Genomic DNA, 26,636 nt, shown 5'->3' with positions numbered 1-26,636 from the left:
TCGAACACATGGACGCGCAGCGCGGCCGGGGCAAGCCTCCCGGGTCGATCGCGCATGTCTCACGGACCGTGATAATCCGGATCGGGCCGGGCGAGCAGAATGCTGGCGACGATCGGCATCGGATTGCGCAGCAGGCGGAAGCGGCCGAAGCCGGCCTTCTTCGCGATGCGTTCCAGCTCGGCGACGGTGCGTGGCTCGCCGCGGCCCATGGCCAGGGTGTAGAAGCCGTAATAGGCGTCGAGCGGCTCGGCGCCCGCGACGCCGGACATGGCCTCGACGACGAGCAGCACGCCGTCGCGCGGCAGAGCGCGGCGCACATTGCGCAGGAGCTCGAGCGCCGAGGCGTCGTCGTGATCATGGACGATGCGCACCAGAGTGATCACGTCCGCGCCCGCCGGCAGCGGATCGGCGAGGAAGTCGCCGGAAAAGAAGCGCGTGCGCTTCGTCAGCCCCGCCGCCTCGATGCGCGCGCGGGCGCGCTCGACCACGGCCGGGAGATCGAACAGCATCAGTTCCAGCTTCGGCGCGCTGGCCGCGGCCGCGGCGAGAAAAGCGCCTTCGCCGCCGCCGACGTCCATGAGCCGCCTATGGCGCCGGAAATTATAGGCGCCGATCGCCTCCTGCGCGACGAGCGGCTGCGACTCGGCCATCAGCGCGCTATAGGGCGCGACCGCCTCCGCCGTGAGTTCGGTCGGTCGCTCGGCGGCGGAATAAGGCCAATAATCGGCGAGCCTGGACTCCGCCTCCTCCTTTCCCCGCAGGAGCGCGACAGGATCGGCGAGGTCGGCGTAGAGCATGGGCTGATGGGCGACGAGCGCCAGCGCGGCCTTGTTGCCGACGAGCGCCGCGCCGATGTCGCCGAGCCCATAACGGCCCTTGCCGCGGCGGTCGACGAGCCCGAGCGAGGCGGCGGCGTCGAGCAGCCGCGCCGCCGCCTCGGGCGACAGCTCGGTCTTCTCGGCGATCTGCTCGAGGCTCCTCGGCGATTCGAGCAGCAGCTCGAGCAGCTTCAGCCGCACGCAGGCGAGCAGAACCTGCGAATAGACGAAGCCCGCGCAGAGATCGAGCGCGGCGCGCGCCCGGCGCTGCGCCGCCTTGCGCGTGAGCGGATGCGCCGCCGCGAGGCGCTGGAAGCGCGGGCTCGACGTCAGGCGATCGCGAACGCGCCGAAGCCTGTCCCGCCAGAACTGACCCATAGGCGCCCTCCGCCGCGAGAAGATAAGGCGCTCCTAGCGGAAAAGCGCGGGCGGAGAAACGCCGATTTTGCCGAACGCCCCGCCGCCGGTTACGGCGCCGCCGATTCGGCGCGGCGGATCGCGGTCTCCATCAGATTGCGGATCGCGCCGTCGAGCACCGGGACCGGATCGAGCCCCTTGGCGGGGTCGAGATGGCCGGAGATCGCCAGCATGGCCGCGCCATGGGCGAGCGCCCAGACCTGAAGCGCCAGCTTGCGCGCGCCCTGCGCCGACACGCCGCGCTGCTGCAGAAAGGCGACCACCGAGCGCCACAAGATCTCCAGCGCATGATCGGCGGCGTCGGCCGAGGCTTCAGCCGCGAGCGTCGCCGCCGAGCCGAACATGGCGGCATAGAGGCCGGGCTCGGCGCGGGCGAAAGCGAGATAAGCGGCGCACATGCGCCACATGGCCGTCGCCGCATCCGGCCGGCCTTCGTCCCAGCCCTTCTCCAGAGCCTCGCCGAAAGAGAGGAAGCCGCGCCGCGCGACCTCGTTCAAGAGCTCCTCGCGGCTGGCGAAATGACGATAGGGCGCGGCGGCGGTGACGCCGACGCGCTTCGCCGCCTCGCCGAGGCTGAGACCGGCCGGTCCGCCCTCGGCCAGCAGCTCCAGCGCCGCCTCGACCAGCGCCTCCTTGAGAGCGCCATGATGATATTTTCGCTTCGACATGGGTGCGCGGAGGATGCGGCGAGGGACGAGCCCGAGCCGTCGCATAGTCCAGGCGCGAAGGGAAGGACCCTCGGGCCGCCGCGACCTCATCCGATCAGCCTGCGCGCTCCCTCCGTGAGCCCGCGCGCCCAGGAGGGCAAGGGACGGCGCTTGGGAGCGGCCCGCCGCGAGAGAACGCGATCCGCCGCCGGGCGAGATCCAGAAAAGCAGGCGGAGATTCGCGCATGCCGGCGACATTCATCGGCATGACGCCGCTGTTGAAATAACCGGAGCCTGCATCTTGAATTCCGGCGCGCAGGAAATATGCGACCCTCGCGAGGCGCGATGCGTGCATGTTTGCCGGCCGCACGGCAAAGGCGCGGCGAAGCGATCGAGCGACGTGGGGCGGCCCTGAATCGTTTCGTCGCTCCGCTCCGCGCGATGACGGTCCCGGAGCGCCTCAGCCGCGCCAGCTCAAAACGGGCTTGCGCGCCGCGGCGGCCTCGTCCGGCCGCCGGCGAGGCGCATGGCGCGGCGCTCGAGTGAAGCGCTCCGTCTCGCCGCGCTTCGCGCTCAGGGCGAGCGCGCGCAGCGTCGCGACGAAGCGATCCAGCGAGCGTTTCGATTCCGATTCGGTCGGCTCGATCAGCATGGCGCCATGGACGACGAGCGGAAAATAGATCGTCATCGGATGATAGCCCTCGTCGATCATCGCCTTGGCGAAATCGAGCGTCGTCACGCCGGTTCCTTTCAGGAAGGCGTCGTCGAACAGGACCTCGTGCATGCAGGTCCGATCGCCGAACGGCTGCGTCATCACGTCTGCGAGCCTCGCGCGCACATAATTCGCCGCGAGAACAGCGTCGCGCGAGGCCTGCGCGACGCCGTCGCCGCCATGCGAGAGCAGAAAAGAGAGCGCGCGCACGAACATGCCCATCTGGCCGTGAAAGGCCGTGAGCCGGCCGAAGCTCTGCGTTTCGTCCACATGCTCGACGAGCCGCAGCGTCTCGCCGTCGCGGACGAGGAAAGGAACCGGCGCGAAAGGCGCGAGCCGCGCCGACAGCAGGACGGGGCCCGCGCCCGGACCGCCGCCGCCGTGCGGCGTGGAAAAGGTCTTGTGCAGATTGAGATGCATCGCGTCGACGCCCATGTCGCCCGGCCGCGCGACGCCGGCGATGGCGTTGAAATTGGCGCCGTCGCAATAGAAATAGCCGCCCGCCTCGTGCACGAGCCGTGCGATCGAGGCGACATCGCGCTCGAACAGGCCGCAAGTGTTGGGATTGGTCAGCATGATCGCGGCGACGCTCTCGTCGAGCGCGGCGGCGACCGCATCGGCATGGACGATTCCGTCCTCGCCCGCGGGAATGGCGCGCACCTCGAAGCCGAGCAGAGCGGCGCTCGCCGGATTGGTGCCATGCGCCGATTGCGGAATGAGCACGGTGCGTCGCGTCTTCGCCTCGCCGCGCGCGCGCAGCGCCGCCTCGATCGTCATCAGCCCGCACAGTTCGCCATGCGCGCCGGCCTTGGGCGACAGCGCCACCGCGCTCATATCGGCGAGCTCGAGCAGGAAGCGCGACAGCTCCTCCATCAGCGCCAGCGCGCCTTGCACGGCGGATTGCGGCTGCAACGGATGAATGTCGGAAAAGCCCTCGAGGCGCGCCATTTTCTCGCCGAGGCGCGGATTGTGCTTCATCGTGCAGGAGCCGAGCGGATAGAGCCCGGCGTCGATCGAATAATTCTTGCGCGACAGCCGCACATAATGGCGCACCGCCTCCGGCTCGGAGAGGCCCGGCAAGCCGATCGCGCCTTTGCGCTCAAGCGCGCCGAGGCGTGGCGTGAACGGGTCCGGCTCGTCGATGTCGACGCCGGTCACACCGGCGCGGCCGATCTCGAACAGCAGCGGCTCTTCCTGATCGAGTCCGCGATCGCCGCTGAAAGTCTCCGGCGGCGCCGGATGATTCGCATGATCGAGCATTACAGCGCTCCTTCGAGTGCGGCGATGAAGGCGTCGTGATCTTCGTGCGTGAGGACTTCGGTGCTGGCGACGAGCAGAAGATCGTCGAGTCCGGCGCCGGGCAGAAGGCGCGAGACCGGAACGCCGGCGAGGACGTCCTGCGCCGCCATCGTCTCGACGAGCGCCGCCGCGTCGCCACGAACGCGCAGCGTGAATTCGTTGAAGAAGGTCTCGTTCAGCACCTCGACGCCGGCGATGCGCGCGAGACGATCGGCGAGGCGAACGGCGCTCGCATGATTGGCGCGCGCGAGCCGCCGCAGGCCGGTTTCGCCGAGCAGGCTCAGATGAATGCCGAAGGCCAGCGCGCAGAGGCCGGAGTTGGTGCAGATGTTCGATGTCGCCTTGTCGCGGCGGATGTGCTGCTCGCGCGCCGAGAGCGTCAGCACGAACGAACGGCGTCCGTCGGCGTCGACGGTCTCGCCGCTGAGGCGCCCGGGCGTTTGCCGCAGATAATCATGCTTCGTCGCGAACAGGCCGACATAGGGGCCGCCGAAGGAGAGCGGATTGCCGAGCGACTGGCCTTCGCCGACGACGATATCCGCGCCCATGGCTCCGGGCGGCGTCACGAGGCCGAGCGACACGACCTCGGTGAAAACGGCGACGAGCAGCGCGCCTCTGGCGTGGCAAGCGTCGGCAAGGGGCGAAAGATCGCGCAGATTGCCGAACACATCCGGCGTCTGCACGATCACACAAGAAACGTCGTCGTCTATGTGCGCAACAATGTCCTCGCGCGCGAAAACGTCCGGCGGGAGCGTGACGACCTCGGCGCCGGAAAAGCGCGAGATCGTGCGCACGACCTCGGCGTAATGCAGATGCAGGCCGCCGGAGAGCACGGCCTTGCGGCGCCTGGCGATGCGATGCGCCATCAGCGCCGCCTCGGCGCAGGCGGTCGAGCCGTCATACATGGAGGCGTTGGCGATCTCCATGCCGGTAAGCGCCGCGACCTGCGTCTGGAACTCGAACAGGACTTGCAGCGTGCCCTGCGAAATTTCCGGCTGATAGGGCGTGTAGCTGGTGAGGAATTCCGAGCGCTGGATCAGATGATCGACGCTCGCGGGGATGTGATGCCGATAGGCGCCGGCGCCGAGAAAGGCGTGGGAAGCCGTGACATTCCTTCGCGCGAGCGCGGCGAGAATGCGCTCGACCTCCATCTCCGATCGGCCGCGCGGCAGATGGAGCGGCGCCTTCAGCAGCACGTCCTCGGGAACATCCGCATAGAGATCGTCGCTCGTCGCGACGCCGATCGCTGCGCGCATCTCGGCGCGATCCTCGTCGGTCAAAGGCAGATAGCGCATGTCGCCTCCTGTTGAGCGCCTCCTCCCTCACGCTCCCCCGCTGCGCGGGAGAGGGAAGCGTCGGGCGTTTCGTAAAACGTCTATGAAGCGAAGCCTGCTCCCTCTCCCGCGCAGCGGAGGAGGGCCGGGGAGGGGCCGACGCCTCTAGAGACTCTCGACGAAAGCGCGATAGGCGTCCTCGTCCATCAGTCCCTCGAGCTCCTTTGCGTCGGCGATGCGCAGCTTCGCGAGCCAGCCCTTGCCGAGCGGATCCTCGTTGACGCTCGCCGGCTCGTCGTCGAGCGCGTCATTGGCGGAGACGACCTCGCCGGAGATCGGCGAATAGACTTCGCTCGCCGCCTTCACGCTCTCGATCGTCGCCAATTGGCCGCCCTTGTCGACGCGCGCGCCGGGCTCGGGCAGTTCGATGAAGACGATGTCGCCGAGCTGCGCCTGCGCATAATCGGAGACGCCGACCACGGCGACCTGGTCGTCGCCGCGGCCTTCCAGCCGGACATATTCGTGATCCTTGGTGTATCGCTCGCCGCTCATGCTCGACCCTTTCCTTGCGAAGCATATCGATGCGGGACAAAAGGCAATGTCGCGACATCGACGTCGATCGGCTTTCCGCGCAGCTCGCCTGCGAGCCGCGCGCCCGGCGTCGCGAAAGCGCTGTCGACATAGCCCATGGCGATCGGTCGCGAGAGGCTCGGCGAATAGCCGCCGGAGGTGACGCGGCCGACGATGCGCCCGTCGGGCGCCGTGAGCGTCGCGCCCTCGCGCAGCGGCGCCTTGCTCTGCGGCAGCAGGCCGACACGGCGACGCGCGGGGCCGTTCTCGATCGCGGCGCGAATGCGCGCGAAGCCGGGAAAGCCTCCCTCTTCGCGCCGGCGCTTGCCGATCGACCACAGCAGGCCGGCCTCGACGGGATCGGTCGTGGCGTCGATGTCATGGCCATAGAGGCAGAGCCCCGCCTCGAGCCGCAGCGAATCGCGCGCGGCGAGTCCGGCCGGCGCCACATCCTCATGGGCGAGCAGGCGCTCGGCGAGCCGCGTCGCGAGATGAGCGGGAACGGAGATCTCGAAACCATCCTCGCCCGTGTAGCCCGAGCGCGAGACGAACGCCGATGCGCCCTCATAATCCGTCGCGAGCCAGCCCAGGAAGGGCGCGTCCTCGACGCCGGGCAGAATCGCCGCAAGGACGCTTGCCGCGCGCGGTCCCTGCAGCGCGAGAAGCGCGCGGTCGGCGAGCACGGTGAGCGAGAGCTCCGGCAGCTCACGACGCAGAAGCGCGAAGTCCTGGCTCTTGGCGGCGGCGTTGACGACGAGCAACAGCCGCTCCTCGCGTCCGGGCAGGCGCGTCGCCATCAGATCGTCGAGAATGCCGCCGTCCTCGGCGAGCAATTGCGTATAGCGCGTGCGTCCCGGCGCGAGGCCGTCGAGATCGGCGGGGACCAGAGTCTCGAGCAGGCGCGCGGCGCCGCGGCCGGTCAACGTAGCCTGGCCCATATGCGAGACGTCGAACAGGCTCGCCTTCTCGCGTGTGTGCAGATGCTCCGCGATGACTCCCTTCGGATAATGCAGCGGAAGCGAATATCCGGCGAAAGGCGCCATGCGCGCGCCGAGCTTTCGGTGCAGCGCGTCGAGCGGGGTCGCCGCGCGCCCGGCGCAGGGCGTTTCGGCGACGGCAAGGGAAGGGGCGTGCTCGTTCACGGGGCGCTCCGGCGTGCGCGGGACGCATTTGTCCCGCCCTGTCGCCCCCTCTGTCTGGAGACCTGAGAGATTTCCCCGCGTCGCCGCGGGTTACGCCCGTCGGTGGGCGCGATCGTAAAAAATCGCGCCGCTTTCCAGAGTTCACTCGTTCCCGCGGTCCTTTTGCCTGAGCGTTTCCGGGGCGGTTGCGCCTTCGGCTCCGGCGCGGCGGCCGGCCTCTCCCGCGAGAATCGACTGTTCCAAATGTGAGTTCGAAGGCTGCGCGCGTCAAGACGAGGCGGCGCGCATTTCGTCGCGCTTCGAGACGAAAATGATTGAAAGGCCGCCGCGCCGCGCCATTTCGCGAGGCGCGCCACGAAAGGGGAGAACCATGAGCACGAGCATCGTCGATCTTCAGGACTACGCCCGGCAGCTCTATGACGCTCACGGCGACAAGGCCGTGGCCGAAGCCGCGCAGAAGGCGCGCGCGCTCGAGGAGCAGGGCCGGCGCGAGGACGCCGAGAAATGGCGGCGGATCGAACAGATCATCAAGGAGACGCTCGGGCCCCATCAGAGCTGACGGCGCGCGAGCCTTCGTCATAACGAGCGACGCGAAGCAAACCAGAGTCGCGAGGCGGCCCCGGGGATGCGTCGTCGCTCCGCTCCGCGCAATGACGCCAGGGCGTCGGGTGAAGGACCAGCGTTCTCGCCCTCATGCCGAGGAGCCCGCGAAGCGGCTCCTCGGCATGAGGGAGCCTTCACCTGCTGCCCTGGCAAAGACGTCGACCTTCTTGCCAGCGTCAGGGCTATGGCCCATGTTGAGCGCCGCTCGAAGCGGGCGGAGTACGGCCGAAAAACGGCCGGCGTCCTTCGCAAGGCGCGAACGACCCGCAGCATGGGAGAGAGACATGACGTTCAAATCCGCCGCGCTCGGCCTCGCCGCCCTTTGCGCGCCGCTCCTCGCGACGCCGGCCTCGGCCGTGGAGCTCAGCCCCTTTTTTCCTCTGCCCAATTATTTCGAGAAGACTAAGAATGATCTGCTCGAGCAGCAGACGTCCTGGCTGACGGATGGCGTGAAGGCGATCGACAAGACGCGCGCCGAGACGCAGGAGAAACTCGACAAGACGCCCGAGGACGCCGCGCTCGGGTCCAGGCTCGCCGATCTCGACAAGCAGAAGGCGGCCGCGGTCAGGGAGCTCGACATCCTCAAGAGCGAAGACGCCGGGAAGGAGGCCGACGCCCTCCGCAAGGACATCGTCGTCGCCAACATCAATCGCTGGATCAACGCGCTGAGCCGTCAGGCCACCGAGCAGCTGAAGATCGCCATTCTCAAGGACGGGCTCGAGCGCGACGTCGCCGAGCGACGCCATATTCAGCTGAACGGCCAGGCGGACGAGCTCGAGCGCGCCAAGCATACGTCGAGCTTCGAGGCCTGGGGCCGCTGACGCCTTTGCGCGAGAAGCGCTTCGGAGCGGCGCGAACGCCGCTCCGAAGCGGTGGCAATCCGGCGCGCCGCGATATGTTTGCTCCTGACCGCGGACACCTCGCGAGGAGCAGGCCATGTCGTCCATGTTCCCTCTGGACCGATTGCTCGAGTCCACGATCGTCAACGGCTCTCTGACTCTCATCGGCCCGCGCGGCTATTGCGCGAGCTTCGGCAGCGGCGCGCCCTCGGTGACGGTCGAGATCAAGAACGCCCGTCTCGCCCGCGCGCTCGTCCTCTCGCCCGATCTGACGCTCGGCGAGGCCTATATGGACGGCTCCTTCGTCGTGCAGGGCGGCGACGTCTACGACTTCCTCGATCTGTGCTTTTCCAATTTCGGCCTGCGCTACGCCCATTGGCTGTGGGGCGCGAAGGCGCTCATGCGCCGCCTGCAACGGCGGCTCGCGCGCAGCAATTCGCTCACGGCCGCGCCGGACGAGATCGCCAGCCATTACGACCTCTCCGATCGTCTCTACGAATTGTTCCTCGACGCCGACCGCCAATATTCCTGCGCCTATTTCGCCTCGCCCGGCGACACGCTGGAAACGGCGCAGCGGCGCAAGATGGATCTGATCGCGGCGAAGCTCGTGCCGGCGCCGGGACAGAGAGTGCTGGACATAGGCTGCGGCTGGGGCGGCCTCGCTCTCCATCTCGCGCGCGTCGCGGATGTCGAGGTCACGGGCCTCACCTTGTCGCGGTCGCAATGCGATTACGCGCGACGATGCGCGCGCGCGGCGGGCCTCGACGATCGCGTGCGCTTCGAGGTCCGCGACTATCGGCGCGAGACGGGGACTTACGACCGCATCGTCTCCGTCGGCATGTTCGAACATGTCGGGCTCGGCCGCTACGGCGAATATTTCGAGCGGCTGCGCGAGCTGCTCGACGCGGACGGCGTCGCCCTCGTCGACACCATCGCCACGGCGGGGGGGCCCGGCGGCGACAGCCCCTGGCTCGACAAATATATCTTTCCCGGCGGCCATATTCCCTCGCTCTCCGAGATCGCGCCGCATGTCGAGCGCGCGGGGCTCTATCTCGCCGATCTCGAGGTGATGCGGCTGCACTACGCAGAGACGCTGCGGGCCTGGCGCGCGCGCTTCGCCGCCAATCGCGCCCGCGTCGCCGAGCTCTACGACGAGCGCTTCTGCCGCATGTGGGAGTTCTATCTGGCGAGCTGCGAAGCGGGCTTCCGCCACTCGGGGCTGGTGAATTTCCAGCTCCAGCTCAGCAAGAGGATCGACGCCGCGCCGATCACCCGCGATTATCTCGTCCAGAGCGCGCGCGGCTTGTCGGGTTTCTGACCTGCGCGCGCCGCTCCGTCGCGCATGCGCTACGAGAGCGCGCGGCTATTTCTCTAAAAAGCGCTGCCTGGGGCTTCCGGCTCGCTTGTTGCACCTCTCCAGCGGCCGGGGCCTGCTGGAGCTGCGCTATGAATCCGAGATTTGGCTATCTGTGCCTGTTCGACAATCCGACCGCCGAGGCGGGCCGCGCCTTGACGCGCCAGCTCATCCTGGTGCGCGAAGCCGAACGCATGCGCTATGACGACATCTGGATCGCCGAGCATCATTTCGACGATCGCTGGCCGAGCGGCGCCTGCTCCGTGATGCTCGGATACGCCGCCGGAGTCACCATGCGGGCGCGTATCGGCTCCGCCGCCTTCCTCCCCGCGCTGCGCGACCCGATCCAGTTCGCCGAGGACGTCGCCAGCATCGATCTCTTGACCAAGGGCCGCTTCAATCTCGGCGTCGCCAGCGGCGCCGCCTTTTCCGCCGGCGCGGGCCGTTTCGGCGTCGCGCCCGCCGACGTCGGCGGGCGCGCGCTCGAGGCGCTGGAACTCGTGCAGCGCCTGCTGCAGGAGCCCGAGGTCACGCATAAGGGCCGGTTCTTCGATGTCGACAGTCTGAGCCTCGCGCCGCGGCCGGACCAGCCCATCCCCACCTGGATCGCCACGACCACGGACAGCACGATCCGGCTCGCCGCGCGCAAGGGCTATGGCCTCATGGCCTCGGCGACCTGCGCCGAGGCGCGGCTGCGCCGCATGCTCTCCATCTATCGCGAGGAGGCGCCGGAAGGCGATCCGCGCCTGGTGCTGGCGCGCTTCGGCTTCGCGACATCGGGGCGCGACGAGGCGATCTCGATCGCCCGCCCCTATCTCGAGGCGTTCTGCGAGCAAATGAAGGGACGGGATCGCGAGGGAGGCGGCGAGCTCGATCCGCAGGCGCTGATGTCCATGTCGCTCGTCGGCGACTATAAAGAGGTGGCCGCGCATGTGAACCGGCTGAACGAGGAGTTCGGCGTGCACGGCCTCGCGATCATTCCGACCTCCGCGCAGTTCGACACGGTCAAACGCTGCCTCGCCGCCTTCGTCGACGAGATCCGGCTGCGCCTGCCCGTGGACTGACCGACGCGCGGCCGAAGCGATTGTCGCTTTTCGCGCTCTGCTCCTGTTATATCCACGACAATATAGCTGGCGCCCGGCGGCGAGGCGCCGCGACGATCCTGCAATCTATTGTTATTATTGAATAATAATTGAATTCCGCGGTGGCGCGGGCCTTGCTTTCCTCTCCAGCGGATCAGGAGGAGAGCATGCGCGCGTCGGAAGACCTCTTCGCCCAGCCGCGACGGAAACGTCCGCTGGTGGTGATTTTGGGCACGAATGAGATCGCCTCGGCGGTCGCCGTCCATATGCATAGGCTCGGCTGGGCCGTCGTTTTGAGTCACGATCCGTTCCCTCCGGTCATCCGGCGGCAGATGGCGTTTCACGACAGCCTCTATGGCGAGCGCATCACGCTCGACGGCGTGACGAGCGAGCGGGCGGAGACGGCGCTCGAGCTGCTCGCCATTCTCGACTATTCGACGCATGTCGCGGTGACGCCTCTGCAGTTCCACGATCTCGTCGCGCTGCGCGCGCCCGACGCGCTGGTCGACGCGCGGCTGCAGAAATACCGCGTCACGCCCGATCTGCGCCATCTCGCCGGATTGGCCGTCGGCCTCGGCCCGAATTTCGCGGTCGACCGCAATTGCGACATCGCCATAGAGACCAAGCCGTCCGAAGCCGGCCGCATCGTCCATGAAGGCGAGACGGAAGCTGCGGATCATGTTCCGGGCCTCCTCGGGGGAGTCGGGGAGGAGCGCTTCGTCTATTCCCGCTCGCCGGGCTTGTGGCACACGGCGATCGACATCGGCCAGCGCGTGTTCAAGGACTTCGTCGTCGGCCACCTCGGCGGCGAGCCGATCACCGCGCCGCTCGACGGCGTGCTGCGCGGCGTCGTGCGCGACGGCGCCCATATTCCCTGCGGCGTGAAAGTCCTCGAGATCGATCCGCGCGGCCGCGCGGCGCGCTGGATCGGAATCGACGAGCGGTCGGCGCTCGTCGCCAGCGCCGTTTCGCGCGCCATTCGCGTGAGGCTCGCCGAGCGCGCCGCCGCGCTCACTCCGGGGCCCTTCGTGGCTCAATGAGCGGACTTGTCGCAAATGTGACAGGCCCGTCGTATTTCTGCTATGTTGAACGCTATATTGCTGATCGCGGTGCGGGAGATGCGGATGGCGCGAACGGAGCCGGTGCAGGTCGGAGTGTTGCTGAGGCTGCCCAACGGCGCCTCGCTCGGACCGCAGGACCTAGAACTGATCGACGCCGTCCGCAAGGAGCGTTCCATCATCGGCGCGAGCCGCGCGCTCGGCCTCTCTTATCGAAAATGCTGGCTGTCGGTGGATGCGCTCAACCGCAGTTTCGAGAGCCCGGTCGTCGCCACTTTTCCGGGCCGCCGCGAGGGCGGCGCCGAAATCACGCCTTTCGGCGAGCGGCTGGCGAGCGTCTACCGCTCCATCGAGCGTCACGCTGCGCATTCGGCCAAACGTATTCTGGACGAGGTCATCGCGTCTTTGAACTGGTCCTACCAGAAGACGGCCAGCGACGCGGATGCGGAGCCGCATCGGGATCGAGCGTCCGGCCGCTGATCGCCACGGCCTTGATCATCGCCCAGGCGCGCAGCCCTTCGACGAGGGCGAGGCGCTCGACCGATTCGCGCGTAATGACGGCCTGAAGCTCCGCGCCGCAAAGCGACAAGGTCGCGACGACGAAAGGAGGCGCGAGGCGGTGAAGCGCGACGATTTCGCCGGGCAGACGGTTGAGAATAGTCACATCCATCGGACGCGACAGAGCGATGGATACGTCGCTCGCATCGATTTCGGCCTCGATGACGGTCCCGACCGCGGCGTCCACCAGGGGCACGCGCAGCTCGCCGCCCGCGAACAGCAAGGTCGACAGCCCCATCTCCTCGTCGTGACGGAGCAGGCGCGCCGGGAAAAGCGTCACGAAGCGATGAGTTCGGGCGAAAAGGGGCGATGTGGCGTCCAGCATGCCCGCCACGGAAGCGAGAAACGCGCCAGTCGTGCTTCTTCCCGGCCGCGCGCGGTCCCCGATCTGGAGCCGAAGGCGGAGCGCGAGGCCGAAGCCATCGCGGAGGTCCTTCGGTTCCGAACGCCGCGGCGCGGCGTCCGTGATTTTTGCGTGAATTTGCCGATCAGCTCGGATTGCGGGCCTTCAGCGCCTCGAGCTGCGCGCGGCTGATGCGGAAGTCGCCGCGGCCGCCCATGCGCGTCGCGAAGCGATCGCCGACGCGACGGCAGAGCAGATGGAACCATTCCTGAGGCGTGAGATGGGATGGGCACTCGTCGATCGTCCAGACAGTCGTGTCGGGACGGAAGCGCACGTGAACGACGAAGCCGTCGGAAACCTCTGATGCGACGCCGGCGTCGGACGCAGGAACCGCTTCGGCCGCAGGCGTCGCGACGCCCATGGGCGCCACATTGCCGATCTCGGTCGCTTCCGTCGAAGAGACATTCGCTTGCACATCAACCTCCATCTTCGCCGCCCCGGCGGCGCTCTCCGAATCTTCGGTCCTTCCGTCGCCGGCTGCTCCAGCAGCGCGGAACCGGACGCGCGTTTATATATGAGCCGTATAAATTTGTATATTGCAAGATCTCCAAACAAGCCCGATTTTGTTGCGGCAAAAAGTCACTGGCGCCAAATTACGCGACACCAGTGCGTCGCAGCGGAGGGAACGGCTTGCCGAGGCCCGATTCTTGCTCTGCGCCGTAGAGCTGCAATAGAGGACGGTTCGAGCCATGTCCGATCGACATTCCTGCGTGCTGATCCTCGGGATCGGAGAGACCGCCTCGGCGATCGCGCGCGAATTGTTTCTCGCCGACCACGTCGTCGCCATGCATCAGGCCGCGCCGCCGCCGGACCTGCGCCGCAAGATGACATTCTCCGACGCTTGGTTCGACGGTTCGAGCGTGCTCGAGGGCGTCGAGGCGCGTCGCGCCGATCTCGTCGCCGAATTCATGCTCGGCCTGCGCAGCCGCATGTTCATTCCCGTGCTGACCCATCCGCTGCAGCAGATCCTCGACCGCTGGCCTTGGGAGGTCATCGTCGACGCCGAAATGACGCCGCGCAAGGAGCCCTTCCACATCCGCAATCTGGCGGGCCTGACGATCGGCGTCGCGCCGGACTCCATCGCCGGCGAGACCTGCGACATCGCGATCGACGCCTATGGCAAGGACCCGGGCGCGATCCGGCGCGCGGGCGAGGGGCCGAGTCCGGCGCCCGCCCCCGAGCCCGGCGATAGCGAGCCGGCGCGCGCGCCGGTGTCCGGCATCTTCGCCCTGGCCAAGGATATCGGCAATGTCGTCGAGGCGGGCGAAGCCTTCGGCGCGATCGACGGCGTTCCTGTCCCCGCGCCGCATGCCGGGCGCATTCGCGGGATCATCAAGCACGGGCGCGCCGTCGCCGCCGGCGCCCCGCTCGCGGACATCGCCGCGGCGACCGGCGCGCAGGTCGCCGGCATGACCGCGCGCAACCGCCTGGTGGCGCGGGGCGTCGCCTTCGCCATAGAAATGCAGGCGGAGGGCTGGACTCCCTTCTCGTGGGACGCGCTGAATCAAGGCGGAAGCGGCTTTTCCGGCTGATCCGCCTCCGTCCGCTCTGGACTATCGGCCCGTAGGTCGTTAGACGGAGGGCGTCCCCCGGAGCGATTTCATGGCGCTGACGCGCATTTGTCTGGCGCGCCACGGCGAGACCAACTGGAATCTCGAGCGGCGCGTCCAGGGACAGCTCGACATCCCCCTCAACGTCAAAGGCTTCGCGCAGGCGGAGGCTCTGGCGCGAGAGCTCGCGGACGAGCGCTTCGACCGCATCTACAGTAGTGATCTGAAACGCGCGCTGCAGACGGCGACGCCGATCGCCTCCCGGCTCGCGCTGCCGATCGTCGCCAGCGCCGCGCTGCGCGAGAAGCACGACGGCGAATGGCAAGGCCTCGTCTCGGACGAAGTAGAGCGGCTCTATCCCCGCCAATATGCGATGCACCGCCGCCGCCGGCCGCATTTCACCATTCTCGGCGGCGGCGAGAGCCATGTGCAATTCGCCGCGCGCGTGCGCGCCGAGCTCGATGCGATCGCCGAGCGCCATACGGGCGAGACCGTGCTGGTCATCGCCCATGCCGGCGTTCTCGACATCGCCTATCGCATCGCGACCGGCGTCGGCCTCTCGGTGAAGCGCGAAACGCCGGTGCTGAACGCGGCGCCGAGCTGGTTCGCCTATGAGAACGGCGTCTGGCGGCTGACGCGCTGGGCGCAGGAGAGCAGCCGGCCCGCTCTCGCCATCCCCTACGAGGGCGGCAGGTTGCGACGCCGTGAGGCGGCGCGCGTTCTGCTGCTGAACGAAGCGAACGAGGCGCTGCTGCTGCGCTACTCCTCGCGTCTCGCGCCGCATTTGACCGCGCGCGGACATGCGCATTTCTGGGGCGCGGTCGGCGGCGCGCTCGAGGCGGGCGAGACGTTCGACCGCGCTGCGCGTCGTGAACTGTTCGAGGAGACGGGTCTCGAAGGCGTCGAGCTCGGACCGATCGTCGCCGCCCGCGAATTTCCGATGCAGCTCGGCGAGGAATGGGTGCAGGCCAGCGAGCGCTTCTACGCCGTGCGGGTCGGCGACTTCAAACTCGATCCGCGCCATTTCACCGACGTCGAGCGTCGCGACGTGCTCGGCTGGAAGTGGTGGAGCGCGGCGGAGATCGCCGCCTCCGAGGAACTCGTCTTTCCCGAGGCGCTGGACTGGCTGCTGGAGACGCTTCGCGACTCGTGACTTGCGATTGCCCTATCGCCTACAATCCCGGCGCATGGCCCAGCGCCTGATTGAGGCGGGAGACGGCGGCGCCGGCGTTGACCACGGCGTTCGCATGCATGCGCTGGGCCTCGAGCTGAATCTGGCGCACGCGATAGAGATCCATGGCGCTGATCTCGCCGAGGCTGAAGGATTTCCGCGACAGCTCGAACTGATCATTGGCGACCGACAGCCGTTCGGCGGCGAGAGCGGCCGCCCGCTGCGCCGCCGCGAGCGCAACGCGCGCCGCAGCGATCTCTCCGAGCACGACGCGCTTGGCGCGCTCGTATTCGGCGGTCGCGCGCCGCATCTCCGCCTGCGCGTCGGCGATGCGCGGCTCGTTTCGGCCCGGCGTGGGCAGGGGAACGCGAACACGCACGCCGACCGTCGTCGAATCCGTGCGCTGGTTCGAGAGCTGCTGGGACGGATCGGTCGAATATTGGTTGTTGTATTCATATCGGCCGAAAACGCCGATGTCGGGGCTCTCGATCGGCGTCGCATGGATGAGCCGCAGCTCCGCCTCGGCGCGCACGAGGGCGGCGCGCGGCGCCCGTAAGGCCGGATGGTCCTCGATGTCGGTCGGCGGCCGAACGGCCTCGAGAGCGCCGTCCGGGGGCAGGCCGCCCGTCAGGACCATATAGTCGACCCGCGCGGTCTTCTCCTCGCCCTCCATCTGCGCGAGCTCGGTCTCGGCGGCGAGCGTCTCGTTCTGCGCGAGCAGCGCGTCGCCCTGTGCGGCGTCGCCCAGCTCGACGCGCCGGCGCATGTCCCTGCCGAGATCGCGGGCCGTCGCCACGCGGCTGCGGGCGACCGCGACATTGCGCGCGGCGCGCTGGGCGTTCCACCAGGCGTCGCGCAGCATTCGCGCGACCTCGAGCCGACGCTGCGCCAGCCGCTGCTCGACCTCGTGCAGGCCCGTCGTCACCGTCGCGGCGAAAGCGTCGCGCTGACCGGGCAGCCACAGCGGCATTCCGGCCTCGACCTCCGTTTCGTTGTAGTCGCGCAGATTGCCCCTGACGTTGCGGCGCTGCAGTCCGCCGAGATAGGGCGAGCCGGGCGTGATCGAGCTCGCCGTGGCGAAGCGGGCCGAGATGGCGCGATGACGCGCTTCGAGCGACAGGCTCGAAGCGTCGATCTCGATGGCGATCTCCAGATGGCGCGCCAGCGCATAGGACTGGCGCGGCGGGGCCGGCTTGCGCTCGGCGGCGTCCGCGGGTGAAGCGGCGAAAAGGAGCGCGGCGAGGAGGACGGCCGCGCGCGCCGAACCACGAACCTGCTGGAGACGCTTCATCGGCGGGCGATCCGCCATTTCGCCGGAGGCGAGTCGGGCCGGGCCGTCTCGCGCCGCGCGGGCGCGTTCGCGCGGCGCGGCAGGCGGAAGCGATCATAGAGGATCGGCAGCAGCACGAGCGTGAGCGCCGTCGCGGTGATGAGGCCGCCGATCACGACGATGGCGAGCGGCCGCTGGATCTCGGCGCCGGGGCCCGTCGCGAAGAGGAAAGGCATCAGCCCGAAGGCGGCGATCGTCGCCGTCAGAATGACCGGCCGCATGCGCCGCTTCGCCCCTTCGCGCACCGCCTCGGGCGCCGGCCGGCCCTCGGCCACCAGCTTGTTGATGTAGGAGATCAGCACTACGCCGTTGAGCACGGCGATGCCGATGAGGGCGATGAAGCCGACAGAGGCGGGCACCGACAGGAACTCGCCCGAAATCCACAGGCCGATGACGCCGCCGATCGCGGCGAAGGGCACATTGCAGAAGACGAGCGCCGCCTGAGCGAGCGAATTGAAGGTGAGATAGAGGAGGAAGAAGATCAGCGCGAGCGCCAGCGGCACGACGATGGCGAGGCGCGCCGAGGCGCGCTGCTGATTCTCGAACTGTCCGCCCCAGACGAATTGATAGCCGAGCGGCGCCTTCACCTCCTTGGCGACGGCGGCCTTGGCGTCGTCGACGAAGCCCACGAGGTCGCGGCCGGAGACATTGGCGAGCACGGTGGCGAAGCGCCGCCCCTCCTCGCGGATCACCTGAATGGGGCCGTCGTCGACGCGGATGTCGGCGAGCTGCGAGAGCTCGACGACCTTGCCGTCGGGGGAAACGACCGGCAGCCGGGCGAAATCGACGGGCGACCGCCGCGACACCGGATCGCCGCGCAGCATCAGTGGCGTGCGGATCGGCCCTTCGAGCACCAGCCCGACTTGCCGACCGTCGACCCAGACACGCAATCCATCCTGGATTTCGCTGGCGTTGAGGCCGAAGCGGCCGGCGGCGAGACGGTCGATCTTCGTCGTCAGATAGCGCATTCCGTCGTTCTTGAGCGCGAAGACGTCCTCCGAGCCGGGAATCCTGCGCAGCGTCGCCGCCACCTCGCGCGCGAGGCGGTTCAACTCGTCGAGATCGTCGCCGAACACTTTCACCACCACGTCGCCGCGCGCGCCGATGATCATCTCCTGCACGCGCATGTCGATCGGCTGCGAAAAGGCGAAGGAGATGCCGGGAATGGATTCGAGCACTTGGCGCATCTCGCCGATGAGCCAGTCCATTCCCTTGCCGCGCCACTCCTTCTGCGGCGCGAGCGTCAAGAACATATCGGTCTCGTTGAGGCCGACAGGATCGATGCCGAGCTCGTCGGCGCCGGCGCGACCCATGACGCCCTTCACTTCCGGCACGCGCGCCATGAGGGCGCGCTCGATGCGCATGTCCGTTTCGGCGGCGACGTCGACGCTGATGGTCGGATGCTTGCGCACGGTGATGACCGGCGTGCCTTCGTCCATCACCGGCATGAAGGTTTGGCCGATATTGTTGGAGGCGAGCAGCGCCAGCGCGAGGCCCGCGGTCACGACGCCGCCGACGACCAGCGGACGGCGCAGCGCCCGCTCCAGCAGCGGATTGTAAAAGTTCGACAGCCTGCGGACGATCGGCGGCTCGTCGGTCTCGCCGGCGCGCAGCAGCGTCGCGCTCAGCGCCGGCACCACGGTCAGCGACAGGAACAGCGCCGAGGCGAGCGCGAAGGCGATGGTGAGCGCGACCGGCGCGAACAATCGGCCCTCGAGCCCTTCGAGCGAGAGCAGCGGCAGGAAGACGGTGATGATGATCACGGCGCCGGAAATGAGCGGCGTCGCCACCTCCTTCGCCGACTCATAGGTCAGGCGGACGCGCTCGCCGAGATCGGCCTCGCGCACCGAGGTCAGCCGATGCTCGACGTTCTCGACGACGACCACGGCGCAATCGACCAATATTCCGATGGCGATGGCGAGGCCGCCGAGCGACATGATGTTGGCCGAGAGGCCCCAGAGGCGCATGATCGCGAAAGTCGCGAGCGCCGCGAGCGGCAGCATCAGCGAGACGACGACCGCCGCGCGCAGATTGCCGAGGAACAGGAACAAGAGGATGACGACGAGGGCGATCGCCTCGATGAGCACCTTCTGCACCGTCCAGACGGCTTTGCCGATGAGATCGCTGCGATCGTAGAAAATATCGATGCCGACGCCGGGCGGCAGCCTCGGCTTCAGCTCCTCGAGCTTCTCCTTGACGCCCGAGACGACCATGCTGGCGTCGGCGCCGCGCAGGCCGAGGACGAGGGCCCACACAGCCTCCGCCTCGCCGTTGCGCGTCGCGACGCCGTTGCGCGCGAGCGAGCCGTTGCGCACCTCGGCCACGTCGCCCACCCGCACGACGCCCGTCGGCTTGGCGGCGACCACCACGGAGCGAATGTCATCGAGCGAGCGCAGGCGCCCTTCGGCGCGCACGAGCAGCGCCTCCTCGCCGTCGCGCACGCGGCCGGCGCCGTCGTTGCGGTTGTTCTCGGCGAGCGCGTCCTTCAGCATCGCCACGGTGATGCCGCGCGCCGCCATGGCCGGCGGCGAGGGCGCGACCTCGAAAGTGCGCACGAAGCCGCCGAGCACATTGACGTCGGCGACGCCCGGCAGGCTGCGCAGCGCCGGACGGATCGTCCAGTCGACGAGGCTGCGCTGCTCGGTGGGCGAGAGGCCGCCGCCGACCACCGTGAACATCAGCATCTCGCCGAGCGGCGTGACGATGGGCGCGAGACCGCCCGAGGCCCCCTCGGGAAGCTGGTCGGCGACCGAGGCGAGGCGCTCGTTGACCTGCACGCGCGCCCAGTAGATGTCCGTCCCCTCGGTGAATTCGAAGGTCAGCAGCGCGACCGAATAGCGCGTCATCGAGCGCATGCGCACGAGATTGGGCACGCCGCGAACGGCGATCTCGATGGGCGCGGTGACGCGATTCTCGAGCTCCTCGGGCGTCAGGCCCGGCGCGCGCATGGAGACGAGCACTTGGACGGGCGCGACATCGGGGAAGGCGTCGATCGGCAACCTCGAATAGGCGTGGGCGCCCCAGACGGCGAGCCCCAGCGCCCCGAGGAGAACGAGGAGCCTCTGACCGAGCGCCGTGCGGATGAGTTGATCGAGCATTGTCCTTCGCTTATTTGGCGCCCGCGTCCTTGGCTGCGAGCTCGGCCAGCAGCGTCAGCATGCCGCGCGTCGCCACGCGATCCGAGGCGGCGAGCTGCGCCTGCACCGAAGCGGACTGCGGCGTCTCCGACACCAGCTTGACCGGAACGGCGCGGAAGCCGTCGGGCGCGCGCACGAAGATCCAGTCGAGGTCTTTATGGTGGACGACGGCGTCGGCCGGGACGCGCCATTGCACGCCGCCGGCGCCGCCGAGCCGCAGAATGGCTTGCACCGCCTGACCCGGCCGGATGGGGTTTCTGCCGGGACGAAACTCGGCCACGGCGGTGACCGATTGGGTCGCCGGATCGGCCGTGCGGCCGATGCGGATCAGCTTGCCCTCGGCGCCGAGGCTCGGCAGGACGACGCGGTCGGCGCGGTCGAGCCCGACCGAGCGGCCGATCGGGATCTGCAGATTGACCCAGACGGGATCGAGCCGCGCGATGCTGACGAGCGGCGCGGACGCTTGAATTCGGTCGCCGACCGTCGCGAGCCGGGCGAGGATGACGCCGGATGTCGGCGCGCGCACGGTGAGCGAGGCTCCGAGCTTGCGCTCCTTGCGCAAAGTCTCGATCGCCTGTTCGCTCATTCCGTCCAGAGCGAGCAGTTGCGCGCGTTCGTCGAGCACCGAGCGCGCCTGCGCCGCCTCCGCCCGCGTGACGAGCAGCCGCCGCTCGGCGATGATCCGCTCCTTGTAGAGCTGCTCGTCGCGCCGCAGCTTCTCGGCCGCGAGCGCGGCGTCGGCGGCGGCCTGAAGAAAGGCGCGCTGCGATTCGATGAGCTCGGAGGACTTCAGAGTGGCGATCGGATCGCCCTCCTTCACCTCCTCGTCCGGCGAGACGAGCAGCGTCTCGACGAGGCCGGCGGCGGGCGCGGCCACCATGCGCATCTGGTGAGGCGGAACGGCGACCGTCCCCGGAACCACGAGTTCGTCGCTCCCCGAGGATTTCTCGATCGGCTTCGTCTCTATGCCCGCCGCTTCGATCGCCTGGTCGGTGAGCGGGATCGGCACGTCGTCGGCGGCGGAAGCGAGCGTCGTCCCCATGGCCGCGGCGAGAGCGGCGCCGAGCCGCGCCGCACGCGCAAGATTCTGAAAGATCGATTTTTTCATGCGGGGAGGGCGGAGCCTTTGCGTCGCGGTCGAATTTGGCCTATCGAAGCTGACAGACGGCTGACGAACTCGAGCTCGACGCTGACGCCGGATTGTAGCATCGCGACGCCCTCCCATGCGAATCCTCCTGGTCGAAGACGATGAACGCATCGCCCGCGACGTGGCGCGCGCCCTCGTGGAGGCGGGCTATCTGGTCGAAACCGTCGGAAATGGCGAGGAGGCCTGGTTTCTCGGCGACACGGAGGATTTCGGCGCCGTCATCCTCGACCTCGGCCTGCCGGGCCTCGATGGACTGACCGTGCTCGAGCGCTGGCGCGAGCAGGGCCGGGCCACGCCGGTGCTGGCGCTGAGCGCGCGCGGCTCCTGGAGCGAACGCGTCGAAGGCATAGACGCGGGGGCGGATGATTATCTGCCCAAGCCCTTCCGAATGGAGGAGCTGCTGGCCCGGCTGCGCTCGGTGATCCGCCGTTCGGCCGGCCGCGCCTCCTCGGTCACGCGCAACGGGCTCGTCTCGCTCGACGAGCGCAGCATGAGGATCAAGGTCAACGACTCCCCCGTGGAGGTGACCGCGATCGAATATCGTCTCGTCGCCTATCTGATGCACCGGCGTGGGCAGGTCGTGGCGCAATCGGAGCTCGCCGAGCATGTCTACGGCCATGATCAGCAGCACTCCAATGCGATCGAGGTGCTGATCGGCCGCGTGCGCAAGAAGATCGGCCCGCGCTTCATCGAGACGCGGCGGGGATTCGGCTATCTGGTGCCGGACTTCGACGCGTGAGGACCCGCTCGCTGCGGCTGCGCCTGTTCCTGGCCGGCGCGCTGGCCATGGTCGTCGCGCTGGCGCTCGCGGGCTTCGGCCTCGTCCTCTTGTTCGAGCATCATCTCGAACGCACGATGGACGACGATATCGAGACTTATATCCGCAAGATCGTCTCCGAGCTGACCGTCGACGCCTCGAAGGGGCGGCTGCGCGTCATCCGAAGCGCGCCGGATCCGCGCTTCGAGCGGCTGTATTCCGGCTTCTACTGGCAGGTCGCGACGGATGACGAGAACGAGATCGAGCGCTCGCCGTCGCTCGGCGACAGGAGCCTCGAATTTCCCGCCGGCTGCGAGCCGGACAATGTGATCCGCTACTACAGGATGGTCGGTCCGCGCGGCAAACCGTTGCGCGGCGGCCTGCGCTGCATCCTGCTCGGCGACCATGACGCGCCCTTGCGCGTGCGCGTGCTCGCCGCGCTCGACCTCGTCGCCGTCGCCGGGGCGCGCGACGCTTTCGCCACAGAGCTCGTCGCGACGCTGGCGTTGATCGCGCTGGGGCTCGCTTTCGCCATGTGGGTGCAGGTCGGGCTGGGCCTCGCGCCGCTGGCGCGGCTCGGCGCCGAGGTCGGAGAGATCGCGAGAGGCGCGCGTCGCCGATTGGGCCATGAGGGGCCGAGAGAAGTGCAGGCCCTCGTCGACGAGGTCAACGGCCTCCTGGACGAGCGCGAGAAGGAGGTCGAGCGGGCGCGCAACCGCGCCTCCGATCTCGCCCACGGGCTGAAGACGCCGCTGACGGCTCTCGCCGCCGACGCGCGGCTCCTGCGCGAGCGTGGCGAGATCGACATCGCGCAATCGCTGGACCGCATCGGCGACGCGATGCACCGGCATGTGGAGCGCGAGCTGGCCCGGGCGCGCAGCATCCGTCATGCGCGCGCGCCGGAGCCGACGCCGGTCGCCGAGGTCGTCGACGCTCTGGCGCGCACACTCGCGGGCGCCGGCGCCGTGGCCGTGTTCGACCTGCGCATCGCGCCCGGCACGCGCGTCGCGGTCGAGCGTGTCGATCTGATGGAGATTCTCGGCAATCTGATGGAGAACGCCGCGCGCCATGCGGCGAGCCGCGTGCGGATCTCCGCCGCGGACGGCCATTTCGTCGTCGAGGACGATGGTCCGGGCCTGCCGGCGGAGAGCGAGGCGCTGATCCGCGAGCGTGGCGGCCGGCTCGACGAGCGCGGGGGGGCCGGCCTCGGCCTCGCGATCGTCCAGGACGTGCTCGACGCATATGGGGGCGCGATGCGCTTCTCGCGCTCGGACCTCGGCGGCCTGCGCGTCGAAGCGGACCTCTCGCGCACGCGGGCGGAGGATCAGAAGCCGCTGCCTTCGCCCTGACGGGCGAAGGCGGGCTTGCGGCCGCCATGCGTGCGCCGCGTCATAGCGTCGGCGTCAGCCCCGCCGCCAGATTTTCGCGCGCGAGCTCGATCATTACGCGGCTCGACGCTTCGTCGGCGAGCCAACTCTCGACGCGTGGATTGTGGAGCTTCGCCCGATCGGGCCGGCGGAACGCCTCATAGCTCCGCGCGAGGAATTGCGGCAGCGTGAGGAACTCGCCGACGCCGTAGGAAATATGATGGTTCGCGCATTTGAACAGATAGCTTCCCTGCGCGCCGTATCGCTTCGCAATCGGCGGATAGACCGGAAAAATATCGCTGCGGGCGAGTTCGTCGATGTCGTAGTAGTGGGCGTTCGTCTCACGGGTCTCGACGCCTGCGGCCCCCAGCAGCTTCTTCGCGATGTCGCACAGCACGAAGCCCATTGGATGCACCGTGCTGTACATGAACACGCCGCGCCGCGACCAGCCCAGGAGCTCGGCGGAGAAATCGAGGCCGAACCTGCCGCGGGCCGTCTCGACGAGCTCGCGCGAAGCCTCGCCCCACATGTCGAGATAGCCGACCGCCTCGAACACATTTTCGTTGAACAGCGCATTCGCCATGTCGAGCGAGAGGCCCTTCAGATAGGCGAACAGGCAGAGAGCCGACTGATAGGGGCCGAGCGGGCCGTCCACAAAACCGTGCGGCGGCGTCGGATCTTGAACGAAGACGAGATCGGGATGAAAGGCCGCGAAGCAGATCGACGGAAACAGCCTCGCCTTCGGCAGCAGCCGGACGAGCTCTTGCGAGTCCCCGCCGTTGCGCAGAATGCCGGCGAAAAATTCTTGGACGAAGACGTAGTCGTAGGTTGCGAGCGTCCTGACCAGCAGGCCGAGGCTCACATGCGATCGGCCGAGCATCGTGAAGCGGTCGATCGTCGCGCTCGGCTCGAGCAGCTTCATGCCATAGGCGACGCCATAGCTCTGGCAATTGCCGAGGACTGCGATGCGCGGTCCGCCGTCGCGCTCGGGACGGCGCGCGATGCGCGCGACGCGCGGCGCGATGGTGTGGCGGGTCCAGGATCGTACGATTTCTTTGTCGAGCTGAGACAGCATTCGGGTCCATAGGCCGGATGAGCGCCCGCGACGCGGTGGTCTCGCCCACCAGCGTGACAAGCGTTCGGGCTCCGCCTATGTTTCTGTCGCTGCGGCGGCGCCTCGCCGATCGCAGGACTCTCGGCGGCGCAGATCAAGGGAGTAGCGCGGCGACCATGGCGGACAATCCCTACAGCTTCCTACCCGACCACCATTTCTGGCGCAAGGCGGTCGCATCCGTGCCGCCCTTCGCCATCGACCCGATCGCCCATGAGCCACCCTTCGTGATCACGGCGCAAGACAAAGTGGCGACGGCCGGCAGCTGCTTTGCGCAGGAGATCGCCCACGGCCTGCAGGAGAGCGGCTATCATTATTATCTCGCCGAGCAGCCGCCCGCCGGAATGTCCGCGCAGGAGGCGCTGCGCCGCAACTATTCGATGTATTCCTGCCGCTACGGGAACATCTACACGACTGCGCAGCTGCGCCAGCTGATCGAGCGCGCCTATGGGCGTTTCGTTCCGCAGATCGATTTCTGGACTCGTCCGCAGGACGGACGCTTCGTCGATCCGTTCCGGCCGCGCATCGAGCCGGACGGCTTCGCGACTCTCGACGAGATGCGTTCCGATCGCGAGCGGCATCTCGCTGCAGTCCGCGAGATGCTGGAGACGATGGACGTCTTCGTCTTCACCTTCGGCCTGACCGAGACATGGCGTCACAAGGGCGACGGCGCGATCCTGCAACTCGCCCCCGGCGTCGCCGGCGGCGAATGGCGTCCGGACGTATTCGAATTCTACAATATGAAGACGAGCGAGGTTGTGCGCGAATTTCTCGCCGCCGTCGACCGCATTCGCGAGGTGAACCCGCGCGCGCGCCTGATCGTCAGCGTGTCGCCGGTCGCATCCGTCGCGACTTACGAGGATCGTCACGTCGTCGAATCGAACAGCGCGTCGAAATCCATTCTGCGCGCCGCCGCCGACGAGGTCGTGCGGGAGCGGCCCGACATCGCCTATTTCCCTTCCTTCGATCTCGCAACCGTATCGGTGACCGTCCCCATGTTCTATGGAGAAGACGCCCGTCGCATCAGTCCGTACGGAGTCGACCGCGTCATGCGCGTGTTCTTCGACCACTTCACCGATCGCGCGAAGAGCAAGGGAGCCGAAGGCGTCGTCAAGATCGACGTCGTCGCCGAGGCGGCGAGCAATTCCCGCATCGTCTGTGACGAAGAGGCCATCGACGCGGCCTAGAGGCTTCCGATCCGGTTGGATCGGAAGCCGCTCCAGCTTTTCGTTTGGAGCGGATTCTGTCCGCTCGAACGATTCCGTTCGAGCGGAAAGCGCTCTAGCGCCGGCGCCGGCCATGCCTATATCTTTCGTAGGCAAGGGGAGGACATGCATGGTCACCGGCTCACTCGCGCTCGCCGCGGCGGCGGCGTTCACCGGCGCTTCACTCTATGTGAATTTCGTGGAACAGCCGGCGCGCCTGCGGCTCGACGACAAGGCTCTGCTCGCGGAATGGGAGGACAGCGATCATCGCGGCTTCGTCATTCTTGCCGGACTCGCGCTGCTCTCCGCCGTTTTCGGTTTCATCGACTACAAGACCTCGGACGACTTCCGCTGGCTCGTCGGCTCCGCGGCGATCATCGCCGCTTGGCCTTTCATGTTCTTCGCGATCGTGCCGCTCAACAATCGCATCTTGGCGCTGATCGCCGCCGAGGCGGGGCCGGAGGCGCGCAAGACGATCGAAACATGGGGACGGCTCGAGTTCGGGCTCACTGCGCTCGGCGCGCTGGCGACAGCGATCTTCGTCTTTGCGACCGCTCACGGCGCCTGAAGGCCGAACATTCGACATGATGTTCGTCGAGGCTTCCTCGCAGCGTAGTCGAGGAGGAGCATCCACATGAAACGCTCTTTCGGTCAGGATTTTTCGACACTCGCGGCGCACGCCGCCGTCGCCGCTCTGCTGCTCTCCGCCGCGCCTGCGGCCAGCGCCGCCGCCAATGATCCGCATGGCGTGTGGCTGCGGCCGGAAGGCGGCGTGCAGTTCAGCTTCTATGATTGCGATGGCCTGCTCTGCGCCAAGGTCCTCTCGGCGCAGAATGCGGAGGATCGCAGCGCGATCGGCGCCGTGATCCTGCGCGGCGCCAGGCAGACCGGGCCGAACGAATGGGCCGGCAAGCTGTTCAACGTCGAGGACGGCAAGACCTATGACGGCTTCATCACCGTCGTCAGCCCGACGCGCCTGACATTGAAAGGGTGCCTGTGGGGTGTGCTGTGCAGCGACGAGACCTGGACGCGAGTCTCCGGACCGCCGTCCCGCCATGCGATGGCGGTCGCGCCGGCGCAATGAG

Annotated in this window: 25 protein-coding genes and 2 riboswitches; of the genes, 13 read left to right on the top strand and 12 right to left on the bottom strand. The window is 68.1% G+C overall.

Features of this window, described 5'->3' with window-relative positions; translation table 11 throughout:
* Positions 1 to 59 precede the first annotated feature (59 nt).
* From AC6IW9_RS03825 to gcvT, 6 genes are all read right to left on the bottom strand, one after another.
* Positions 60 to 1,196 (bottom strand): methyltransferase, encoded by a 1,137-nt coding sequence (locus tag AC6IW9_RS03825; protein WP_497769261.1) that lies wholly within the window; start codon positions 1,194 to 1,196, stop codon positions 60 to 62.
* Positions 1,197 to 1,285: 89 nt separating this feature from the next.
* A complete protein-coding gene (locus tag AC6IW9_RS03820; RefSeq protein ID WP_497769258.1) occupies positions 1,286 to 1,903 on the bottom strand; it encodes a TetR/AcrR family transcriptional regulator in 618 nt (205 codons plus the stop codon).
* Between the two features lie 439 nt (positions 1,904 to 2,342).
* A complete protein-coding gene (gcvPB, locus tag AC6IW9_RS03815; protein ID WP_497769255.1) occupies positions 2,343 to 3,854 on the bottom strand; it encodes an aminomethyl-transferring glycine dehydrogenase subunit GcvPB in 1,512 nt (503 codons plus the stop codon).
* Positions 3,854 to 5,188 (bottom strand): aminomethyl-transferring glycine dehydrogenase subunit GcvPA, encoded by a 1,335-nt coding sequence (gcvPA, locus tag AC6IW9_RS03810; protein WP_497769251.1) that lies wholly within the window; start codon positions 5,186 to 5,188, stop codon positions 3,854 to 3,856. The genes gcvPB and gcvPA overlap by 1 nt, the downstream gene beginning before the upstream one ends.
* Before the next feature lie 144 nt (positions 5,189 to 5,332).
* Complete coding sequence (gcvH, locus tag AC6IW9_RS03805; protein WP_497769248.1) at positions 5,333 to 5,719, bottom strand: glycine cleavage system protein GcvH; 387 nt, start codon at positions 5,717 to 5,719, stop codon at positions 5,333 to 5,335.
* The gene (gene gcvT, locus AC6IW9_RS03800) at positions 5,716 to 6,879 is read right to left on the bottom strand and encodes a glycine cleavage system aminomethyltransferase GcvT (protein ID WP_497769246.1); all 1,164 of its coding nucleotides are present in this window, start codon (positions 6,877 to 6,879) and stop codon (positions 5,716 to 5,718) included. Before gcvT ends, gcvH begins: the two co-directional genes overlap by 4 nt.
* A gap of 48 nt (positions 6,880 to 6,927) precedes the next feature.
* Positions 6,928 to 7,019: riboswitch (glycine riboswitch) on the bottom strand.
* 4 nt (positions 7,020 to 7,023) lie between these two features.
* A riboswitch (glycine riboswitch) is annotated at positions 7,024 to 7,113 on the bottom strand.
* A gap of 136 nt (positions 7,114 to 7,249) precedes the next feature.
* Between gcvT and AC6IW9_RS03795 the strand changes: the two genes are divergently transcribed.
* The 6 genes from AC6IW9_RS03795 (at position 7,250) to AC6IW9_RS03770 (ending at position 12,295) form a co-directional block, all read left to right on the top strand.
* Positions 7,250 to 7,438, top strand: a complete 189-nt coding sequence (locus tag AC6IW9_RS03795; RefSeq protein WP_497769243.1) for a hypothetical protein — start codon at positions 7,250 to 7,252, stop codon at positions 7,436 to 7,438.
* Positions 7,439 to 7,766: 328 nt separating this feature from the next.
* Positions 7,767 to 8,303, top strand: a complete 537-nt coding sequence (locus tag AC6IW9_RS03790) for a hypothetical protein (RefSeq protein WP_497769241.1) — start codon at positions 7,767 to 7,769, stop codon at positions 8,301 to 8,303.
* A gap of 115 nt (positions 8,304 to 8,418) precedes the next feature.
* Positions 8,419 to 9,639, top strand: coding sequence for a class I SAM-dependent methyltransferase (locus AC6IW9_RS03785; RefSeq protein ID WP_497769238.1), 1,221 nt, complete (start codon positions 8,419 to 8,421; stop codon positions 9,637 to 9,639).
* 128 nt (positions 9,640 to 9,767) lie between these two features.
* Positions 9,768 to 10,739 (top strand): LLM class flavin-dependent oxidoreductase, encoded by a 972-nt coding sequence (locus AC6IW9_RS03780; protein ID WP_497769234.1) that lies wholly within the window; start codon positions 9,768 to 9,770, stop codon positions 10,737 to 10,739.
* A gap of 185 nt (positions 10,740 to 10,924) precedes the next feature.
* Positions 10,925 to 11,797, top strand: a complete 873-nt coding sequence (locus AC6IW9_RS03775) for a xanthine dehydrogenase (protein WP_497769231.1) — start codon at positions 10,925 to 10,927, stop codon at positions 11,795 to 11,797.
* An 84-nt stretch (positions 11,798 to 11,881) separates the two neighbouring features.
* The gene (locus tag AC6IW9_RS03770) at positions 11,882 to 12,295 is read left to right on the top strand and encodes a winged helix-turn-helix domain-containing protein (protein ID WP_497769228.1); all 414 of its coding nucleotides are present in this window, start codon (positions 11,882 to 11,884) and stop codon (positions 12,293 to 12,295) included.
* On the opposite strand, the gene AC6IW9_RS03765 is transcribed toward AC6IW9_RS03770, so the two are convergent.
* The gene (locus tag AC6IW9_RS03765) at positions 12,210 to 12,698 is read right to left on the bottom strand and encodes a TOBE domain-containing protein (protein WP_497769226.1); all 489 of its coding nucleotides are present in this window, start codon (positions 12,696 to 12,698) and stop codon (positions 12,210 to 12,212) included. The genes AC6IW9_RS03770 and AC6IW9_RS03765 overlap by 86 nt on opposite strands.
* A 163-nt stretch (positions 12,699 to 12,861) precedes the next feature.
* Positions 12,862 to 13,191, bottom strand: a complete 330-nt coding sequence (locus AC6IW9_RS03760) for a hypothetical protein (protein ID WP_497769225.1) — start codon at positions 13,189 to 13,191, stop codon at positions 12,862 to 12,864.
* Between the two features lie 274 nt (positions 13,192 to 13,465).
* Here AC6IW9_RS03760 and AC6IW9_RS03755 point away from each other — a divergent pair, with 274 nt between their 5' ends.
* Positions 13,466 to 14,308: a hypothetical protein gene (locus tag AC6IW9_RS03755; RefSeq protein ID WP_497769224.1), complete on the top strand. Its 843-nt coding sequence runs from the start codon at positions 13,466 to 13,468 to the stop codon at positions 14,306 to 14,308.
* A 70-nt stretch (positions 14,309 to 14,378) separates the two neighbouring features.
* Positions 14,379 to 15,479 (top strand): histidine phosphatase family protein, encoded by a 1,101-nt coding sequence (locus tag AC6IW9_RS03750; protein ID WP_497769223.1) that lies wholly within the window; start codon positions 14,379 to 14,381, stop codon positions 15,477 to 15,479.
* A 19-nt stretch (positions 15,480 to 15,498) separates the two neighbouring features.
* Here AC6IW9_RS03750 and AC6IW9_RS03745 read toward each other — a convergent pair whose 3' ends face one another.
* From AC6IW9_RS03745 to AC6IW9_RS03735, 3 genes are read right to left on the bottom strand one after another with little or no spacing between them, the layout of a single operon-like run.
* Positions 15,499 to 16,788, bottom strand: coding sequence for a TolC family protein (locus AC6IW9_RS03745; protein ID WP_497769222.1), 1,290 nt, complete (start codon positions 16,786 to 16,788; stop codon positions 15,499 to 15,501).
* Positions 16,785 to 19,925 (bottom strand): efflux RND transporter permease subunit, encoded by a 3,141-nt coding sequence (locus tag AC6IW9_RS03740; protein WP_497769221.1) that lies wholly within the window; start codon positions 19,923 to 19,925, stop codon positions 16,785 to 16,787. Before AC6IW9_RS03740 ends, AC6IW9_RS03745 begins: the two co-directional genes overlap by 4 nt.
* A gap of 10 nt (positions 19,926 to 19,935) precedes the next feature.
* On the bottom strand, positions 19,936 to 21,072 hold the full coding sequence (locus AC6IW9_RS03735; protein ID WP_497769218.1) for an efflux RND transporter periplasmic adaptor subunit: 1,137 nt from the start codon (positions 21,070 to 21,072) through the stop codon (positions 19,936 to 19,938).
* A gap of 115 nt (positions 21,073 to 21,187) precedes the next feature.
* Here AC6IW9_RS03735 and AC6IW9_RS03730 point away from each other — a divergent pair, with 115 nt between their 5' ends.
* Both AC6IW9_RS03730 and AC6IW9_RS03725 read left to right on the top strand, forming a co-directional pair.
* On the top strand, positions 21,188 to 21,850 hold the full coding sequence (locus AC6IW9_RS03730; RefSeq protein ID WP_497769216.1) for a response regulator transcription factor: 663 nt from the start codon (positions 21,188 to 21,190) through the stop codon (positions 21,848 to 21,850).
* Positions 21,847 to 23,217, top strand: coding sequence for an ATP-binding protein (locus tag AC6IW9_RS03725; RefSeq protein ID WP_497769214.1), 1,371 nt, complete (start codon positions 21,847 to 21,849; stop codon positions 23,215 to 23,217). Before AC6IW9_RS03730 ends, AC6IW9_RS03725 begins: the two co-directional genes overlap by 4 nt.
* 40 nt (positions 23,218 to 23,257) lie before the next feature.
* On the opposite strand, the gene AC6IW9_RS03720 is transcribed toward AC6IW9_RS03725, so the two are convergent.
* Entirely contained in the window at positions 23,258 to 24,310 is a 1,053-nt protein-coding gene (locus tag AC6IW9_RS03720; protein WP_497769212.1) for a WcbI family polysaccharide biosynthesis putative acetyltransferase, read from the bottom strand.
* Positions 24,311 to 24,465: 155 nt separating this feature from the next.
* On the opposite strand from AC6IW9_RS03720, the gene AC6IW9_RS03715 reads away from it, so the two are divergent.
* The 3 genes from AC6IW9_RS03715 to AC6IW9_RS03705 all read left to right on the top strand — a co-directional run bounded on the left by AC6IW9_RS03715 (position 24,466) and on the right by AC6IW9_RS03705 (position 26,635).
* The gene (locus AC6IW9_RS03715) at positions 24,466 to 25,533 is read left to right on the top strand and encodes a GSCFA domain-containing protein (protein ID WP_497769211.1); all 1,068 of its coding nucleotides are present in this window, start codon (positions 24,466 to 24,468) and stop codon (positions 25,531 to 25,533) included.
* 148 nt (positions 25,534 to 25,681) lie between these two features.
* On the top strand, positions 25,682 to 26,119 hold the full coding sequence (locus tag AC6IW9_RS03710; protein WP_497769209.1) for an anthrone oxygenase family protein: 438 nt from the start codon (positions 25,682 to 25,684) through the stop codon (positions 26,117 to 26,119).
* Positions 26,120 to 26,185: 66 nt separating this feature from the next.
* The gene (locus AC6IW9_RS03705) at positions 26,186 to 26,635 is read left to right on the top strand and encodes a DUF2147 domain-containing protein (RefSeq protein WP_497769208.1); all 450 of its coding nucleotides are present in this window, start codon (positions 26,186 to 26,188) and stop codon (positions 26,633 to 26,635) included.
* Position 26,636: the final 1 nt, after the last annotated feature.

It is taken from the genome of Methylosinus sp. shoA (assembly GCF_059718125.1).
Note: the sequence above shows the minus strand (reverse complement) of the source record. Positions and strands in the feature narration are given on the sequence as shown.

What these genes read in the sequence shown, in the direction of transcription:
- AC6IW9_RS03825 (WP_497769261.1), bottom strand. Translation starts at nt 1,196, where the DNA reads ATGGGTCAGTTCTGGCGGGACAGGCTTCGGCGCGTTCGCGATCGCCTG.
- AC6IW9_RS03820 (WP_497769258.1), bottom strand. Translation starts at nt 1,903, where the DNA reads ATGTCGAAGCGAAAATATCATCATGGCGCTCTCAAGGAGGCGCTGGTC.
- gcvPB (WP_497769255.1), bottom strand. Translation starts at nt 3,854, where the DNA reads ATGCTCGATCATGCGAATCATCCGGCGCCGCCGGAGACTTTCAGCGGC.
- gcvPA (WP_497769251.1), bottom strand. Translation starts at nt 5,188, where the DNA reads ATGCGCTATCTGCCTTTGACCGACGAGGATCGCGCCGAGATGCGCGCA.
- gcvH (WP_497769248.1), bottom strand. Translation starts at nt 5,719, where the DNA reads ATGAGCGGCGAGCGATACACCAAGGATCACGAATATGTCCGGCTGGAA.
- AC6IW9_RS03795 (WP_497769243.1), top strand. Translation starts at nt 7,250, where the DNA reads ATGAGCACGAGCATCGTCGATCTTCAGGACTACGCCCGGCAGCTCTAT.
- AC6IW9_RS03790 (WP_497769241.1), top strand. Translation starts at nt 7,767, where the DNA reads ATGACGTTCAAATCCGCCGCGCTCGGCCTCGCCGCCCTTTGCGCGCCG.
- AC6IW9_RS03785 (WP_497769238.1), top strand. Translation starts at nt 8,419, where the DNA reads ATGTCGTCCATGTTCCCTCTGGACCGATTGCTCGAGTCCACGATCGTC.
- AC6IW9_RS03780 (WP_497769234.1), top strand. Translation starts at nt 9,768, where the DNA reads ATGAATCCGAGATTTGGCTATCTGTGCCTGTTCGACAATCCGACCGCC.
- AC6IW9_RS03775 (WP_497769231.1), top strand. Translation starts at nt 10,925, where the DNA reads ATGCGCGCGTCGGAAGACCTCTTCGCCCAGCCGCGACGGAAACGTCCG.
- AC6IW9_RS03770 (WP_497769228.1), top strand. Translation starts at nt 11,882, where the DNA reads ATGGCGCGAACGGAGCCGGTGCAGGTCGGAGTGTTGCTGAGGCTGCCC.
- AC6IW9_RS03765 (WP_497769226.1), bottom strand. Translation starts at nt 12,698, where the DNA reads ATGCTGGACGCCACATCGCCCCTTTTCGCCCGAACTCATCGCTTCGTG.
- AC6IW9_RS03755 (WP_497769224.1), top strand. Translation starts at nt 13,466, where the DNA reads ATGTCCGATCGACATTCCTGCGTGCTGATCCTCGGGATCGGAGAGACC.
- AC6IW9_RS03750 (WP_497769223.1), top strand. Translation starts at nt 14,379, where the DNA reads ATGGCGCTGACGCGCATTTGTCTGGCGCGCCACGGCGAGACCAACTGG.
- AC6IW9_RS03745 (WP_497769222.1), bottom strand. Translation starts at nt 16,788, where the DNA reads ATGAAGCGTCTCCAGCAGGTTCGTGGTTCGGCGCGCGCGGCCGTCCTC.
- AC6IW9_RS03740 (WP_497769221.1), bottom strand. Translation starts at nt 19,925, where the DNA reads ATGCTCGATCAACTCATCCGCACGGCGCTCGGTCAGAGGCTCCTCGTT.
- AC6IW9_RS03735 (WP_497769218.1), bottom strand. Translation starts at nt 21,072, where the DNA reads ATGAAAAAATCGATCTTTCAGAATCTTGCGCGTGCGGCGCGGCTCGGC.
- AC6IW9_RS03730 (WP_497769216.1), top strand. Translation starts at nt 21,188, where the DNA reads ATGCGAATCCTCCTGGTCGAAGACGATGAACGCATCGCCCGCGACGTG.
- AC6IW9_RS03720 (WP_497769212.1), bottom strand. Translation starts at nt 24,310, where the DNA reads ATGCTGTCTCAGCTCGACAAAGAAATCGTACGATCCTGGACCCGCCAC.
- AC6IW9_RS03715 (WP_497769211.1), top strand. Translation starts at nt 24,466, where the DNA reads ATGGCGGACAATCCCTACAGCTTCCTACCCGACCACCATTTCTGGCGC.
- AC6IW9_RS03710 (WP_497769209.1), top strand. Translation starts at nt 25,682, where the DNA reads ATGGTCACCGGCTCACTCGCGCTCGCCGCGGCGGCGGCGTTCACCGGC.
- AC6IW9_RS03705 (WP_497769208.1), top strand. Translation starts at nt 26,186, where the DNA reads ATGAAACGCTCTTTCGGTCAGGATTTTTCGACACTCGCGGCGCACGCC.